This is a genomic window from Pseudotamlana agarivorans (assembly GCF_001642835.1).
Taxonomy (GTDB): Bacteria; Bacteroidota; Bacteroidia; order Flavobacteriales; family Flavobacteriaceae; genus Pseudotamlana; species Pseudotamlana agarivorans.
Genome location: NZ_LXEI01000003.1, coordinates 106,903 through 122,158 on the forward strand (window position 1 = coordinate 106,903; position 15,256 = coordinate 122,158).

Here is a 15,256-nt window from a genome sequence, read left to right on the forward strand (position 1 = left end):
TAAGCGAAGTAGTATCAAGATGTAGTAATAAATAGTACATGGCAAAGGCAAAAAAAGAAACGACCAAGGTTCAAGATTTTTCAAAGTACATCCGTTGGATGTGGATTTTGTTTGTAGCAGGATTACTATCTGTAGTCTTCCTTTTTTTATTAGCATCATGGGGTGCATTTGGTGAAATGCCCGATCATACGGTTTTAGAAAACCCGAAAACCAATTTAGCTACCGAAATTATCTCTTCAGATGGTAAAACATTAGGGAAATTCTATTTTAACGATAATAGAACACCGGTGAGTTACGACGAGTTACCACAACACTTAGTAAATGCTTTAATTGCCACTGAAGATGCCCGTTTTCACGAACATTCAGGGGTTGATGCTCGAGGGACGCTTAGAGCAGTAATTAAGCCTGGAAGTGGTGGAGCAAGTACCATTTCACAACAGTTAGCCAAGCAATTATTTCATGGCGAAGGATCTAAGAATATTATTGAAAGGGTGCTTCAAAAAATTAAAGAATGGATTATTGCCATTCGTTTAGAGCGTCAATATACCAAGGAGGAAATTATCGCCCAGTACTTTAATATTTATGACTTTGGTAACAATGCCGATGGTATTCGTAGTGCTTCGCGAATCTATTTCAATAAGGAGCCTAAGGAGCTAGATATTAAAGAATCGGCTATGTTGGTAGGGATGTTTAAAAATTCATCACTGTACAACCCAAGACCTGAGCGTAACCCTATAGGAGTAAAAAACCGTAGAAATGTGGTTTTATCTCAAATGTATAAGTATGATTTCATTTCTGAAAAGGAAAAGGATTCACTTCAAAAAACCGAGCTTGATTTACGTTATTCTCCAGAGTCACACCGTGAAGGGATCGCCACATATTTTAGAGGTTATCTCGATGGGTTTATGAAGGATTGGATTAAAAACAACCCGAAGCCGGATGGTACCAAGTGGAATTTATATAACGACGGACTAAAAATTTATACGACGATAGACTCTCGTATGCAAACCTATGCTGAAGATGCTGTGCAACAGCACATGCCAAGGTTACAAGCCGAGTTTTTTCATCAAAATACCCCAGAAAGAAATCCAACAGCACCGTTTTTAGACTTAACTCCCGAAGAGGAACAAGCTTTAATGCGCCGTTCGATGCGTCAATCGGAACGTTGGAGACATATGAAATACGATTTGAAAAAATCGAACAAAGAGATTGAAGAGTCTTTTAAGAAACCTATTAAAATGACTGTTTTTAAATGGATTGACGGGAAACCTTCCGAAGTTGATACTCTTATGAAACCTATGGATTCCATGCGTTATTACAAATCGTTTTTAAGAACGGGTATGATGTCTATGGATCCTAAAACGGGACATGTTAAAGCATGGGTTGGTGGTATGAACTATAGACATTTCCAATACGATATGGTAAAACAAGGTAGGCGACAAACAGGTTCTACATTTAAGCCTTTTGTTTATGCTACAGCTATTGATCAGTTGCATTTTTCACCATGTGATGAATTTCCAGATACACCGTTTTGTATTGAAGCTGGGAAATTTGGAAACCCAGAAGAATGGTGTCCTAAAAACTCAGGAAATGAATACGGCGGTAAGCGTACTTTAAAAGATGCTTTGGCCAATTCTGTGAATACCGTTACCGCGCGATTAATCGATAAGGTAGGACCACAAACTGTAGTTGATTTGGTTAAAAAACTTGGTGTTGAGGCCGATATTCCTGCGGTACCTTCCATTGCCTTAGGAACTACTGATATTAGTGTTTACGACATGGTTGGGGCTTATTCGACTTTTGCGAATCAAGGGGTGTATACCAAGCCTGTAATGGTACTGAATATTGAAGATAAAAACGGTACTGTTTTATACCAATTTAAACCTGAAACTCGCGATGTATTAAATGCCGAAACTGCTTATGTGACGGTAAAACTTATGGAAGGTGTTACACAGTCTGGTTCGGGCGGACGCTTACGTGGTAAAGGACGTGATTCGTATAGAGCCGATTATAGAGAAATCGTAACAGGGTATCCTTACGAATTTACTAATCCGATTGCGGGAAAAACAGGAACGACACAAAACCAAAGTGATGGTTGGTTTATGGGTATGGTTCCAAATTTAGTGACTGGCGTTTGGGTTGGTGCTGAAGATCGTGCTGCACACTTTAAAACGATTACCTACGGTCAAGGTGCTGCTATGGCTTTACCTATTTGGGGTGTTTATATGAAAAGTTGTTACGCCGATAAAGAGCTTGATGTGTCTAAAGAAGATTTCGTTGCACCGGATAACTTGTCCATTAATGTGGATTGCTCGGCCGTTTCTCAAGATCAAAATAACGACGATGAAGATGATCGTCTAGACGAGCTAGAGTTTTAAAAGGCATACTTAAAACGCTTAGAAGCTGATATCATGAACGATAATTTCGTAAATGAATTTTTTGGTATAGGTATTTTTAACGGAAAGACTCCCGAAAACCTTGGTGTTTTATGGCGTTCTGCACAAAATTTGGGCGCTAGTTTCATCTTCACCATTGGAAACCGTTATGCTAAACAGGCCTGCGATACCCACAATGCGGTTAAATCTATGCCATATTATCATTATGAAAACTTCGATGAATTTTTTAATAATCTACCAAAAGGTACCCGAATTGTTGGTGTCGAGCTAGACGATTCTGCAGAGGACCTAGAAACCTTTCATCACCCCAGACGTTGTGTGTATTTGTTAGGAGCCGAAGATCATGGACTAAGTAAAGAAGCTATCGAGAAATCGCACTTCTTGGTAAAGTTTAAATCTGAATTAAGCTTGAATGTTTCTGTGGCCGGTAGTATCGTTATGTATGATCGCGGTATTAATAAACCAAGGAGTTAGTTTTTCGGTGATTCAAATATTTGAGGCTGTTTTAAAAGTCGATTTCACGTCAATCTGAATTTATTTCAGATTCTTATAATCTTTGAACTTCAATGGAATGAGATGCTGTGTAAAGCATATAATAGCGATTGTTTTTACTTTTTAGACAGCTCTACCTGTTTATGCATACTTAATTCTTAACAGTTACTTCCTTCCTAATTTCATTGAAATATTCGTAAATTTATAAGCATAAATATGACGAAATGATAAATAAAACGGTTTCTAGTGTCAAAGAAGCTTTGGAAGGGCTTTCTAGTGGTAACACACTCATGTTAGGTGGTTTCGGACTCTGTGGTATTCCTGAGAATGCTATCGCACGCTTAGTGCAACTTGGTGTGACTAACTTGACCTGTATTTCTAACAATGCTGGTGTCGATGATTTCGGATTGGGTTTATTGCTCCAAAAGAAACAAATTAAGAAAATGATATCTTCCTACGTTGGCGAGAACGATGAGTTTGAACGACAAATGCTTTCAGGTGAATTGGAAGTCGATTTAATCCCGCAAGGGACTTTAGCCGAACGCTGTAGAGCTGCACAAGCAGGGATCCCTGCTTTTTACACCCCAGCGGGCTATGGCACTGAAGTAGCCGAAGGAAAAGAAACCAGAGAATTTGATGGTAAAATGTATGTGTTGGAGCATGCTTTTAAGGCCGATTTTAGCTTGGTTAAAGCGTGGAAGGGCGATGCCGCAGGGAATCTCGTTTTTAAAGGAACCGCCAGAAATTTTAACCCCGTAATGTGTGGCGCCGCAAAAATTACAGTCGCTGAGGTTGAAGAATTAGTACCCCTCGGAACCTTAGACTCCAATCAAATTCATATCCCAGGCATTTTTGTACAACGTATTTTTCAAGGAACAAACTACGAGAAACGGATTGAACAGCGGACGGTAAGATTTAATGATACAATATAATTAATGTACTAATATATCAATATTCAAAAGTGCTTATTTAACCATTTTGTGGTTTAATCTGTGGATTTATGGGAAGAACAAATATAATCTTAGAAAAGTCTATTGCTTTTGCAATATTAATTATTGAGTATAGTGAATTATTAGAAGCTCATAAAAAATATATAATTGCTAAACAATTATTAAAGTCAGGAACAAGTATTGGAGCAAATATCCATGAAGCACAACAGGCAGAAAGCAAAGCTGATTTTATTCATAAAATGAAAATTGCATCAAAAGAGTTGGAGGAAACCAAATATTGGCTTCTACTGTGTGAGAAGTCTAATACTTATCCTTCTATGGAAAGATTAAAAAAGCCACTAATGGAATTAGGATTAATATTATATAAAATTTTAAGTACAAGTTATAAGTCAAGATAAAATAAATGAGTAGAATGTTTCATTTTTACATTGGTACATTGAATTATTATTACATTGATACATTAAACATATGTTAGACAAAACAGGTATAGCAAAACGTATTGCACGGGAAGTTCAAGATGGTTACTATGTGAATTTAGGCATAGGGATACCGACTTTGGTGGCCAATTATGTTCGAGATGATATTCAGGTTGAATTTCAAAGTGAAAATGGCGTACTAGGCATGGGGCCATTTCCTTTTGAAGGTGAAGAGGATGCCGATATTATTAATGCCGGGAAACAAACCATTACGACCTTGCCTGGGGCTAGTTTTTTCGATTCGGCATTAAGCTTTTCAATGATTCGTGGGCAACATGTCGATTTAACCATTTTAGGAGCTATGGAGGTTGCTGAAAATGGCGATATCGCCAATTGGAAAATTCCAGGGCGTATGGTTAAAGGAATGGGAGGCGCTATGGATTTAGTATCGAGTGCCGAAAACATTATCGTGGCCATGATGCATACGAATAAGCATGGCGATTCGAAATTATTAAAGCGATGTACGTTGCCACTTACGGGTGTAGGCTGTGTAAAAAAGATAGTGACTAACCTTGCAGTCCTTGAAGTGACCGAACAAGGTTTTAAATTATTAGAACGTGCCCCAGGGGTATCTGTGGAACACATCCAAGAAGCTACAGAAGGTAAATTAATAGTTGTAGGAAATATTCCGGAAATGAAAATTTAGAGTTGTAATATCTTACCTGGTGTAGGGGTGAAAATTACGAGTTTGTTAAAAAAATATGCGTTTCATCGAATTTATATGTTTTTAATCGGATAAAAGGAATATATTATCGATATTAGACTCAGCAAACAAAAAGAAAGTCTATAAACGGTTTTCCCCCAAAACTATCATAAATTTCAACCTTATGAACACTGCAACCAACCTACATGAAGTACCTACTAACCAAAGCAAATTTAGAGCGTCTGTAAAAGATACTTATGAGTTTGTAAGAAGCTTATGTTATTTAACAAAAAAGATTTTCATGCTATAATCCTTTCGGAATAGCATGAATAAGCTTTTTTGTATATGCTTTCTCAGGCTTTTTATAGATGATGTCTGCATCGTCTAACTCTTCAATTTGACCTTGGTTCATAACCAATAATTGATCTGACATGTATTTCACAACTGCTAAGTCATGTGAGATGAAAATATAGGTAAAATTGAAGTCTTTTTTAAGTGAATTAAGTAAGTTTAAAACCTGAGCTTGAACAGAAATGTCTAAGGCCGAAACTGATTCGTCACAAACAATGAGTTTCGGTTGAAGGGCAATGGTTCTAGCAATACCAATACGCTGGCGCTGACCGCCCGAAAACTCATGGGGGTAACGGTTAAAGTACGCCTCCGACAGCCCAACTTTTTCTAATATATCAATCACTTTCTCTTTACGTTCGGCATCCGAGCTATAAAGTTTATGCACTTTCATAGGCTCCATTATGGCTTCGCCAACAGGGATTCTCGGATTTAAAGAAGAGTACGGATCTTGAAAAATGATTTGAATATCTTTTCTAAGTTTTCTAGTTTCAGACTTTGACAGTTTTGTGATATCAATGCCTTTATAAATTATTTTTCCTGCGGTAGCTTTATCTAATTGAAGTATGGCATTACCAAGTGTCGATTTTCCACAACCCGATTCGCCAACTAATCCTAAAGTTTCCCCTTCATATAGTTTGAAACTGACGTCATTTACCGCTTTAAAACGTTCTGGTTTGGAAAAGAATCCAGATTTAGAAAGGTATTCCTTCTCCACATTTATCACTTCTAATAATGGCGGTTTGCTGTAAATCTTTTCGTGATTTTTTTTGCGATCCTCTGGTGTAATGATGCTGTTGGAGATCTTGTCCTCTAAAAAGTCTTTGATGGTGGGTAACACCTCCAAGCGTACATCTAAAGCAGGTCTAGAATTAATTAAAGCTTTGGTGTAATTGTGCTCAGGGTGTTTAAAAATACGGGCTACCAAACCTTGTTCGACGATGTTGCCTTTATACATTACCAAAACACGATCGGCAATTTCTGAAATTAAGGCCAAATCGTGGGTGATAAAAATGATGCTCATTTTTGTTTGTGCCTGCAGTTCTTTCAGTAAAATAATGATATCCTTTTGTACCGTAACATCTAAAGCGGTTGTAGGCTCGTCGGCAATTAAAACATCGGGTTTACAGGCAATAGCCATGGCAATCATAACCCGTTGCTTTTGACCACCAGAAATCTCATGCGGATAGGCTTTAAAAACACGCTCAGGATCTGGAAGTTTAACCATGTTAAAAAGAGCTAAAGTTTCTTCCTTGGCTAATTTTTTGGAAACATGAGTATGTTGTAATAAGATTTCTAAAACCTGGTTTCCACAGGTCATAGACGGATTTAAGGAACTCATAGGTTCTTGAAAAATCATGGCAATTTTGTTGCCTCGAATACTTTCAAATGATGAGGACGATAATTCAATTAAATCACGGTCTTCAAAGAGGATAGAACCAGAATTTATTTTAGCGATTTTTTTTGGTAGTAAACCTAAAATGGCCAAAGAGGATACCGATTTCCCTGAGCCCGATTCACCTACAATGCCTAAAACTTCATTAGTATGTAGTTTATAGGAAATGTTATGAACCACTTCATTATCGCCAAATGAAACACTTAAATTCCGTACTTCTAAAATCTCGTTTTCTTTCATTAAATATGAATAATTTCATCATCAGTTAAAATGTCGTCACCCCGTAATCGTAAAAATATTTGAGCTACCGCAATGGTGTCTTTTTCACAATAGGTTACAATACGATCAATTTCATTTTCTTTATAATACACCTGATAAACTTCACTGCCATCAATATCATCTTTTGGTGATGGAATGCCTAAAACATGGGTGAGTAATTTTAAAGAGGTGTAACTTTTAAAATCGCCAAATTTCCAGAGTTCTAAGGTGTCTAAATGCGGAACTTCCCATGGTTTTTTACCAAATAAATTGAGTTTATGAGGTAATTCGATGTTATGGATAATCATGCGTCGAGCAATATACGGAAAGTCAAATTCTTTGGCGTTATGACCACAAAGTAAATGCTTGGGTTCGTTGTAATGTGTGTTTAATAGGTTTTTAAAGTCTTTCAGAATTTTAGCTTCATCACCAAAAAAAGAGGTGGTTCTAAATTTTCTTAAGTCGTTTTGAAAGTTAAAATAGCCCACCGAGATACAAACAATTTTACCAAATTCGGCCCATATACCAGCACGGTCATAAAACTCTTCGGCGGTATAATCATCCTTTCTTTGGTATTTGGATTTGTCTTCCCAAAGGATTTGTTTGGTGTCGTTCAGTTCTGAAAAATGCTCAGTTTCTGGAACGGTTTCAATATCGAGAAATAGAATATTCTCAAGATTAATCTTTCTAATCATGCCCTAACATTTTATAGGCTTCTTCAATATAAACATCTTGGTCTTTGGTGAAATGTGTGGTGCCTTCATCATCGGAGGTTCTTTGCCCAAGCCTCACAATAATTACATTGTCGTCCGGCTCGACCATAACCAATTGACTGTGATGCCCTAGCATCATAAAAAAGTTTTTGTCTTCATATTTTCGCAACCACCAGCCGTATCCATACTCTGGACTTTCTTTAAAACGAGGGCGGATGGATTTTGCCACATAGGCAGAATCTAAAAGCTGTTGGCCTTCCCATTTTCCGTGGTCTTTATAAAGTTTTCCAAAACGGGCAAAATCTCTCGCGTTACTTGAAATACAACAAAATGTTTTTGCCAAACGATGCTCTTTGCCATCCAATTGCCATAAAGCATCTTGAGCAGCACCCATAGGTTTCCAAAAGTTTTCCGAAAGGTATTCTGCAAGGGGTTGTCCTGTAGCTTTTTGAATAATCATGCCTAACAATTCGGTGTTTCCACTTAAATACTCAAAGGATTCCCCTGGGGTTTCAATAACTTTTTGATTTAAAATGGCCTTGGCTAAATTATTGTCATAATTGGCTCTAGCGGTAACCGAAAACGGACTGCTATAATGTTCAACCCAGTCTAACCCCGATGCCATAGACGCCAAATCACCAACGGTAGTTTTTGCATAGCTGTATTGCGGATAAAAATCACTTATTGGCTGATCCAAGCTTTTGATATGTCCTTGCATGATGGCTTTTCCTAATAAAGCTGTGGTGATGCTTTTTGCCATTGAAAAGGAGTTGGTTTTTGAGGCATCGCTATAATCCGGCGCATACCATTCGTAATAAATACTGTCGTTTTTAATTATTAAATAGGCTACAGTACCTAATTTTTCATTAAAAGTGTTAAGTCTTTCAGTAGATTCTACCGTGTTGTAATTTTTATGAAGTGGCCATGGCGAAATGTTGTTTCCTTTTTTAATAGTATCGTTTTCAAAATATGGATAGTCGTCAATAAAAACGGTTTTATGTCCTGTGAAATATACAATTCTAGCACCTCTTAAAATATAGTCGTAATCGAAAATATAAAGTAATGCAATGATGGCTACAACAAGAATAGCAAGCCATTTAATAACGCGTTTAATGAATTTCATATAAAAAACTTTTAGTTGAAATAAATATAGGAAATATTTTAAGTTTTAGTACCTATAACCGCTTTGAAAGCTTTTAAAACAAAGTTTGTTGCTTGTTAGAGCTCTCGTGATTAAGAAGCCATTGTTTACGATGTAAGCCACCAGCATATCCGGTTAAACTACCGTCGCTACCAATGACGCGATAGCAAGGCACGATAATCCACAAGGGGTTTTTGGCATTAGCATTGGCAACAGCCCGAATGGCTTTTGGCTGATCCATTTGCTTTGATAACTCTAGATAAGACAGGCTTTTTCCAAAAGGAATTTGTTCCAAATATTTCCAGACTTTCTTTTGAAAATCGGTGCCTTTGGGGTTTAATGTTAATTGGAATTGTTGGCGTTCTCCGTTAAAATATGCTTTAAGTTGCCTAGCACAGTCTTGTAATACATGAGGGATGGTTTCGGTTTCCACAGCTTTAGAATTACTTATGCTAACCGAATTAATGCCGTTTTCATCACCACAAATTTTTGCATAGCCTAGAGGCGTATGGATGATGCAGCTTTCCATTTATTCTAAAGGCTTGGTTTTGTCTTCAAAAATCCCTAGTTTTTTGGCGCGTACTTCCCAGCTTTTTCTGGCTAAAAGTTGCAGGTCTGATACGTTGTCACTCTCATCCATAATTTCTAGACCTAATAAGGTTTCGATAACATCTTCCATAGTTACTAGGCCGCTTACGGTACCATATTCGTCGACAACTAAAGCCATGTGATTTCTGCTTTCGATAAGTTGTTCAAACAAATCGGGGATGGGCAGGGTGCGGTTCACAATAATAATGTTTCGTTTAAGTTCGGAAAGTGTTTTGCTACCGTTCCCTAAAGCCATTTCTTTAAAAATTTCATCTTTAAGTACCAACCCTTTGATATCGTCGGGTTCGTTTACAAAAACAGGAATACGAGAAAAACGTAAATTGATATTTTGTTTGAAAAATTCTTCAACGGTGGTGTTTTCATCAACAGTTTTCATGACGGTTCTAGGGGTCATAACATCTTTGGCGAAGACCTCTTTAAAAGTTAATAGGTTTTTTATGACTTTGCTCTCATTCTCTTGAAAAACGCCTTCTTCATGAGCTAAATCGGTCATATCCATAAAACTTTGACGGGTTAGAACACTACCATGACCTTTACCGCCTATAAGTTTAGTGGTAAGTTGTAGTAACCATAAAATACCGGTCCATTTTAATGGAAAAATTAAAATCGTTAGGGTTTTTGAAGTGAAATTAGCCAACTGCCTCCAATAGGTAGCACCAATAGTTTTCGGAATAATTTCTGAAGCTACTAGAATTAAAAAAGTCATTATAGCCGAAACTACCCCAACGGTATTAATGCCAAAAAGTTCAATTTTAAATGGTAATTTTTCTGCTTGTATACCAACCATCATGGCTCCTAAAGTATGTGCAATGGTGTTAAGAGTTAAAATGGCTATAAGCGGTTTATCGACATCTTTTTTAAGGGACTCTAAAGTGAGTGCGTATTCTTTTTGTTCACGCTTTTTAAGGTTGATAAAAGTAGGCGTGACGCTTAGTAAAACGGCTTCTAGTATAGAACATAAAAAGGAAAAAAAGATGGATAAGGTTGCCCAAAAAATTAATGTGCTCATTAAAAATGTTTTTTGATGAAGACTAATTTACGAAAGTAATTTTACAACAGGATTTTGCAGCCTTTTATTTAGTTGAAAGGCTGCAAAATTAATTTGATTTGAAGGTTTAATTAGCCGTTTAAAATTTTAATCACATCTTTGGCAAAATAAGAAGCGATAATATCAGCGCCAGCACGCTTAAAAGCGGTGGTAGTTTCCATCATAACTTGATCGTGATCTAACCAGCCTTTTTCGGCAGCAGCTTTTATCATAGCATATTCACCAGAAACTTGATATACAGCTACGGGAACATCCACTTCATTTTTAATGTCTCTTAAGATATCTAAATAAGAAAGTCCTGGTTTTACCATCACGATATCGGCACCTTCATCAATATCCATTTCGGTTTCACGAAGGGCTTCAAAACGGTTACCGTAATCCATTTGATAGGTTTTTTTATCTTTTGGAATATCAACTAAATCCACAGGAGCAGAATCTAAAGCATCACGAAAAGGACCATAAAAAGCAGAGGCATATTTTGCTGAGTAGCTCATAATCCCTGTGTTGATGAAACCTTCATCTTCCAAAGCTTCACGAATGCTTAAAATACGACCATCCATCATATCGCTTGGTGCTACAAAATCGGCACCAGCTGTAGCGTGAGAAATGCTCATTTCAGCTAAAAACGCGGCAGTATCGTCGTTTATAATTTGTCCGTTTTCAATAATACCATCATGACCGTAAATTGAGTATGGATCTAGGGCTACATCGGTCATAACCAACATATCAGGGCAGGCATTTTTAACCGTTTTAATGGCGCGTTGCATCAAACCGTTTGGGTTTAAAGCTTCAGTACCCTTATTGTCTTTTAAGTTATCTGGTACTTTTACAAAAAGCAACACCGATTTTAAGCCTAGTTGCCAAAGTGCTTTAACTTCAGCTTCTAATAAATCCAAACTATAACGGAAGTAATTAGGCATCGATGGAATTTCATCTTTAACCCCTTTGCCTTCAACCACAAAAAGCGGTACTAAAAAATCGTTTGGCGTGAGTATGGTTTCTCTAACTAGAGAACGAATGGCTTCATTGGTTCTTAATCGTCTATTTCTTTTTAAAGGGAACATAGTTTTTTTATTTACTGAGTCCTAAATACATCCAAAGGTTGTTTTCTTTTAAAAATGCCGATTTTTCATGAATACAGTCTACTTTACCATTTTCATAAAAATAGGCATCAAAGGTAACAGTGCCTTCAGAATCTTTTTCTAGGCCTTTTGTGGTTTCTAATACGTCTAATTTAATCCATTGTACCGATTTTGCCCAGTTTACAATGGCTTTCTTTTCTTTAGGTTGCCTTGTTTTACTGTGGTGACTAGCCATTAAATAATCGCCATCGGCCAAAACAAAAGCACTATATCTAGAGCGCATAAGCTGCTCGGCAGTTTTAGCATGAGCTATGTTTTGGTGCACTTTTATGCAACAATTGGCATAGGTTTCTTGGCTTCCGCAGGGGCAATTCATAACTTAGTTAAAATGTAGTTTTTTGTTAACGCTATCGGCTTTGTTTACCATTTTTCTGGAAGCTTTAAAACGATATCCTACAAAAAATTGCATGAAGGGAATGTTATCTTTAACATAGGACGAGGCATCACTATTATAGTTTAAGATAAGATAATTGTATTGAGCGCCTAAGTATAATTGTTTGATGTCGTAGGTTATGGTTCCCGAAAAGTCTAATTCTGTAAGCAGGGAAACTAAATTTTCATCATCATCAGAATTTTTACTGAAGTTAGCGCCAATACCGGCCGAAACCCCTGCGGAGATAAACAAATTTTTAGTTGGCACAAAATTGTATAAGTATGAAGGTGCTAAGGCTATATCGAAGGCCCTATATTCTGTGTCTACAGACGCTCCTGTTGCTTCATTATAAGCTCTGAGGTTATGTTTTGTATAGTAATACACGAGGTTAGGCATAAACGTTCCTGCGCTTTTTAGCTGTTTTTCGTTTTGTGATGCTCGGGCCCTATACGAGAAATTTTCATTAAATATGTATGAGGTGGTACCACCTATTTTAAATGATTTAGTTTTAGGGAGGTAGACTTGATGATTGTCTTGATCTTTTAAATGAAAGCCCTTTTGGCTATAAATATCTAAAGTTTGCATCCAATGTTTACCAAAGTAATTTCTGAAATTAAAATTTACAACCTTGGAATCCTTGTCATCAGGATTTTCAGCTAATGCATTTGGAGAAAATGAATAGGATGCTGAAATTGATCTAAAAGCCACCGAAGCTCCAATTTTATCTTGTTTATTAGGGTTTAACTGATACTGAATATGCGATTCATCACCACGTCCTCTTATTGTTAAAGGGTTGGAGGTTTTTATAAAGAATGCACGTGCTGTAACTCGATTTTTATAAATGTATATGTAATCGTTATTTTGTACGCCGTAAATAATTTCTTGTAAGCTGTCGTTTACTGCATTTTGTGGTTCATTTTGAGCAAAAAGTGAGGTGCTTAATAAGCTCAGAAGGAGGTAGATTGGTTTTAATTTCAAACCCATGATTTTGGTTCTTGTAATGTTTTAATTAGTTTTTCTTCGTCACTGCCAGGTTTTGGGTGGTGGTCATACACCCATTGTACATGCGGCGGTAAACTCATTAAAATACTTTCTATACGGCCGTTTGTTTTTAAACCGAAAAGGGTGCCTTTGTCGTGTACCAGATTAAATTCCACATAGCGCCCACGACGAATTTCTTGCCAATTGCGCTGATCTTGGGTATAGGGAAGATCTTTTCTACGTTCAATAATAGGAACATAAGCCTCTAGGAAACTATCGCCAACTTCGGTAACAAAGTTGTACCAATCTTCCATGGACATGGTGTCATTGGCTTTGCAATAATCGAAAAACAAGCCACCAATACCACGCCCCTCATTGCGGTGGGCATTATAAAAGTATTCGTCGCAACGTTTTTTATAGGTTGGGTAAAACTCTGGGCTGTGTTTATCGCAAGCTGTTTTACAGGTTTGATGAAAATGTTTAGCATCTTCATCAAACAAGTAATACGGTGTTAAATCTTGTCCGCCACCAAACCAGCTATCAATAATTTCACCTTTATCATCATACATTTCAAAGTAGCGCCAATTGGCATGTACCGTCGGAGCCATAGGGTTTTTAGGGTGGAGCACTAAACTTAATCCGCAGGCAAAAAAATCAACATCACCTACTTTAAAATAGGCCTGCATAGATTTAGGTAATTTACCGTGTACACCGGAGATGTTTACACCGCCTTTTTCAAAAACATGTCCATTTTCAATTACTCGGGTTCTTCCGCCGCCACCTTCTGGACGTTCCCATAAATCTTCTTGAAATATGGCTTTACCATCAATAAGCTCTAATTTAGAAGTGATTTGATCTTGTAAATTTTGAATGTATTGATAAAATTTATCTTTCATCTATAAATGAATCTTCTTGTTTTAAATGGTGTTTTAAGGTATTATTACTTCATCAGGATCTTGATTTTGTTTCACTTTCGAGCCCTGACTTTTAAGTAGAAAATAACCAATAATCCCTGAAATTGATGAACCAATTAAGATACCTATTTTGGCAGAATCTATATATTTTGGTTGATCTGCAAATGCTAAACTAGCAATAAATATTGCCATAGTAAACCCGATACCCGCTAAAAACGAAACACCAATAATATGTGATTTCGAGATATCGATAGGGATACTAATTATTTTTAATTTATTTGCCAACAACACAAATACGGAAACTCCAATACTTTTACCTAATAGTAAACATAAAGCAATATTAAGTACTAGTGGAAAATCTAAACCTTCACTACTGCTCAAACTAACTCCCGAATTGGCCAGTGCAAATATAGGAATGATAAAGTAAGCGACCCAATCGTGTAAATGATGTTCTAAATTTTGAAGTGGCGATTGGTATTTGTATGTCCATTCTTGTAATTCGTCAATTTCATGAATTTGCTCGGCAGAAAGAATGGGTTCTTTTAATTCTGAAGATCCTTTAATTTTGGTTGTGATTTCTTCTAATCGTGATAGGAATTGAGAAGTGTCCACTTTTTGTCTAATTGGCACAGAAAAGGCTAATAAGATACCTGCAAGAGTAGGGTGTACTCCAGATTTTAGGAATAAAATCCAAATGGCAATCCCGAAAATAATCATTAAGAATTTAGAATAATACCCTTTATTAGATAAGAAATATAAAATAGCTAGAAGCCCTAGTGCAACACCTAAAAACACCATTTTAATAGTGCCTGTATAGAATAAGGCAATGACAATAACAGCACCTAAATCGTCTACAATGGCGAAGGCCGTTAAAAATATTTTAAGGCTAATAGGCACTCGATCTCCCAAAACTTTTAAAATGGCTAAAGAAAAGGCAATATCGGTAGCCATAGGAATTCCCCAACCGTGTAAAGTCGCATCAGCATGTCCGCTAAAATATTTATTAATAATAAGAAAAAATACCACGGGAATAACCATACCGCCAATAGCTCCAACAAGTGGGAAAGCTAATTTTTTAGGGGAGTTAAGTTCTCCAATCAGAAATTCTCTTTTAATTTCCAGACCAATAAGGAAAAAGAAAACCGCCATGAATCCATCGTTTATCCAGTGTAATAAGGATAAATTAAGTTCAAAACGATCCGATTTGTATCCTAAATGATAGTGTTGTAATGCTGTATATCCCTCTGCAAATGGCGAATTTGCCCAGATAAGGGCTGCAATGGCAGCAAATAGGAGTAGTATACCACTAAAACTCTCAATTTTGATGAATTTTTGAAATGGGGATAAAAAGCTATTTTTTGTTTCCATATGTCTAT

Annotated in this window: 15 protein-coding genes; 5 read left to right on the plus strand and 10 right to left on the minus strand. The window is 36.8% G+C overall.

Annotated elements, in window-relative coordinates:
• Positions 1 to 38: 38 nt before the first annotated feature.
• The 5 genes from A6I66_RS06300 to A6I66_RS06320 all read left to right on the plus strand — a co-directional run bounded on the left by A6I66_RS06300 (position 39) and on the right by A6I66_RS06320 (position 4,960).
• The gene (locus A6I66_RS06300; RefSeq protein ID WP_067146772.1) at positions 39 to 2,378 is read left to right on the plus strand and encodes a penicillin-binding protein 1A; all 2,340 of its coding nucleotides are present in this window, start codon (positions 39 to 41) and stop codon (positions 2,376 to 2,378) included.
• 33 nt (positions 2,379 to 2,411) lie between these two features.
• Positions 2,412 to 2,870 carry an RNA methyltransferase gene (locus A6I66_RS06305; protein WP_067146774.1) on the plus strand — a complete coding sequence of 153 codons (459 nt, stop codon included), beginning with the start codon at positions 2,412 to 2,414 and terminating at the stop codon, positions 2,868 to 2,870.
• Between the two features lie 242 nt (positions 2,871 to 3,112).
• Positions 3,113 to 3,820: a CoA transferase subunit A gene (locus tag A6I66_RS06310; RefSeq protein ID WP_067146776.1), complete on the plus strand. Its 708-nt coding sequence runs from the start codon at positions 3,113 to 3,115 to the stop codon at positions 3,818 to 3,820.
• A gap of 68 nt (positions 3,821 to 3,888) precedes the next feature.
• Positions 3,889 to 4,236 carry a four helix bundle protein gene (locus A6I66_RS06315; RefSeq protein WP_067146778.1) on the plus strand — a complete coding sequence of 116 codons (348 nt, stop codon included), beginning with the start codon at positions 3,889 to 3,891 and terminating at the stop codon, positions 4,234 to 4,236.
• 70 nt (positions 4,237 to 4,306) lie between these two features.
• Positions 4,307 to 4,960 (plus strand): 3-oxoacid CoA-transferase subunit B, encoded by a 654-nt coding sequence (locus A6I66_RS06320; RefSeq protein ID WP_067146780.1) that lies wholly within the window; start codon positions 4,307 to 4,309, stop codon positions 4,958 to 4,960.
• A 301-nt stretch (positions 4,961 to 5,261) separates the two neighbouring features.
• Here the strand turns inward: A6I66_RS06320 and A6I66_RS06325 are convergent, their stop codons facing one another.
• The 10 genes from A6I66_RS06325 to nhaA all read right to left on the minus strand — a co-directional run bounded on the left by A6I66_RS06325 (position 5,262) and on the right by nhaA (position 15,248).
• Positions 5,262 to 6,941 carry an ABC transporter ATP-binding protein gene (locus tag A6I66_RS06325; protein ID WP_067146782.1) on the minus strand — a complete coding sequence of 560 codons (1,680 nt, stop codon included), beginning with the start codon at positions 6,939 to 6,941 and terminating at the stop codon, positions 5,262 to 5,264.
• Positions 6,941 to 7,654: a 3'-5' exonuclease gene (locus A6I66_RS06330; protein WP_067146784.1), complete on the minus strand. Its 714-nt coding sequence runs from the start codon at positions 7,652 to 7,654 to the stop codon at positions 6,941 to 6,943. The genes A6I66_RS06325 and A6I66_RS06330 overlap by 1 nt, the downstream gene beginning before the upstream one ends.
• A complete protein-coding gene (locus A6I66_RS06335; protein ID WP_157614110.1) occupies positions 7,647 to 8,795 on the minus strand; it encodes a serine hydrolase domain-containing protein in 1,149 nt (382 codons plus the stop codon). Before A6I66_RS06335 ends, A6I66_RS06330 begins: the two co-directional genes overlap by 8 nt.
• A 73-nt stretch (positions 8,796 to 8,868) precedes the next feature.
• Entirely contained in the window at positions 8,869 to 9,342 is a 474-nt protein-coding gene (locus A6I66_RS06340) for a methylated-DNA--[protein]-cysteine S-methyltransferase (RefSeq protein ID WP_067146786.1), read from the minus strand.
• Complete coding sequence (locus tag A6I66_RS06345) at positions 9,343 to 10,431, minus strand: CNNM domain-containing protein (RefSeq protein WP_067146788.1); 1,089 nt, start codon at positions 10,429 to 10,431, stop codon at positions 9,343 to 9,345.
• A gap of 110 nt (positions 10,432 to 10,541) precedes the next feature.
• Positions 10,542 to 11,534, minus strand: coding sequence for a porphobilinogen synthase (gene hemB / locus A6I66_RS06350; RefSeq protein WP_067146790.1), 993 nt, complete (start codon positions 11,532 to 11,534; stop codon positions 10,542 to 10,544).
• Positions 11,535 to 11,541: 7 nt separating this feature from the next.
• On the minus strand, positions 11,542 to 11,928 hold the full coding sequence (locus tag A6I66_RS06355) for a YchJ family protein (RefSeq protein ID WP_067146792.1): 387 nt from the start codon (positions 11,926 to 11,928) through the stop codon (positions 11,542 to 11,544).
• A 3-nt stretch (positions 11,929 to 11,931) separates the two neighbouring features.
• Positions 11,932 to 12,963: a DUF4421 family protein gene (locus A6I66_RS06360; protein WP_169815713.1), complete on the minus strand. Its 1,032-nt coding sequence runs from the start codon at positions 12,961 to 12,963 to the stop codon at positions 11,932 to 11,934.
• Positions 12,960 to 13,862, minus strand: coding sequence for an oxygen-dependent coproporphyrinogen oxidase (gene hemF / locus A6I66_RS06365; protein ID WP_067146796.1), 903 nt, complete (start codon positions 13,860 to 13,862; stop codon positions 12,960 to 12,962). Before hemF ends, A6I66_RS06360 begins: the two co-directional genes overlap by 4 nt.
• A gap of 33 nt (positions 13,863 to 13,895) precedes the next feature.
• Complete coding sequence (nhaA, locus tag A6I66_RS06370; RefSeq protein ID WP_067146798.1) at positions 13,896 to 15,248, minus strand: Na+/H+ antiporter NhaA; 1,353 nt, start codon at positions 15,246 to 15,248, stop codon at positions 13,896 to 13,898.
• Positions 15,249 to 15,256: the final 8 nt, after the last annotated feature.

Coding starts and splice junctions, on each gene's coding strand:
- A6I66_RS06300 (WP_067146772.1), top strand. CDS start 39: ATGGCAAAGGCAAAAAAAGAAACGACCAAGGTTCAAGATTTTTCAAAG.
- A6I66_RS06330 (WP_067146784.1), bottom strand. CDS start 7,654: ATGATTAGAAAGATTAATCTTGAGAATATTCTATTTCTCGATATTGAA.
- A6I66_RS06305 (WP_067146774.1), top strand. CDS start 2,412: ATGAACGATAATTTCGTAAATGAATTTTTTGGTATAGGTATTTTTAAC.
- hemB (WP_067146790.1), bottom strand. CDS start 11,534: ATGTTCCCTTTAAAAAGAAATAGACGATTAAGAACCAATGAAGCCATT.
- A6I66_RS06345 (WP_067146788.1), bottom strand. CDS start 10,431: ATGAGCACATTAATTTTTTGGGCAACCTTATCCATCTTTTTTTCCTTT.
- A6I66_RS06310 (WP_067146776.1), top strand. CDS start 3,113: ATGATAAATAAAACGGTTTCTAGTGTCAAAGAAGCTTTGGAAGGGCTT.
- A6I66_RS06335 (WP_157614110.1), bottom strand. CDS start 8,795: ATGAAATTCATTAAACGCGTTATTAAATGGCTTGCTATTCTTGTTGTA.
- A6I66_RS06340 (WP_067146786.1), bottom strand. CDS start 9,342: ATGGAAAGCTGCATCATCCATACGCCTCTAGGCTATGCAAAAATTTGT.
- hemF (WP_067146796.1), bottom strand. CDS start 13,862: ATGAAAGATAAATTTTATCAATACATTCAAAATTTACAAGATCAAATC.
- A6I66_RS06325 (WP_067146782.1), bottom strand. CDS start 6,941: ATGAAAGAAAACGAGATTTTAGAAGTACGGAATTTAAGTGTTTCATTT.
- A6I66_RS06320 (WP_067146780.1), top strand. CDS start 4,307: ATGTTAGACAAAACAGGTATAGCAAAACGTATTGCACGGGAAGTTCAA.
- A6I66_RS06315 (WP_067146778.1), top strand. CDS start 3,889: ATGGGAAGAACAAATATAATCTTAGAAAAGTCTATTGCTTTTGCAATA.
- nhaA (WP_067146798.1), bottom strand. CDS start 15,248: ATGGAAACAAAAAATAGCTTTTTATCCCCATTTCAAAAATTCATCAAA.
- A6I66_RS06355 (WP_067146792.1), bottom strand. CDS start 11,928: ATGAATTGCCCCTGCGGAAGCCAAGAAACCTATGCCAATTGTTGCATA.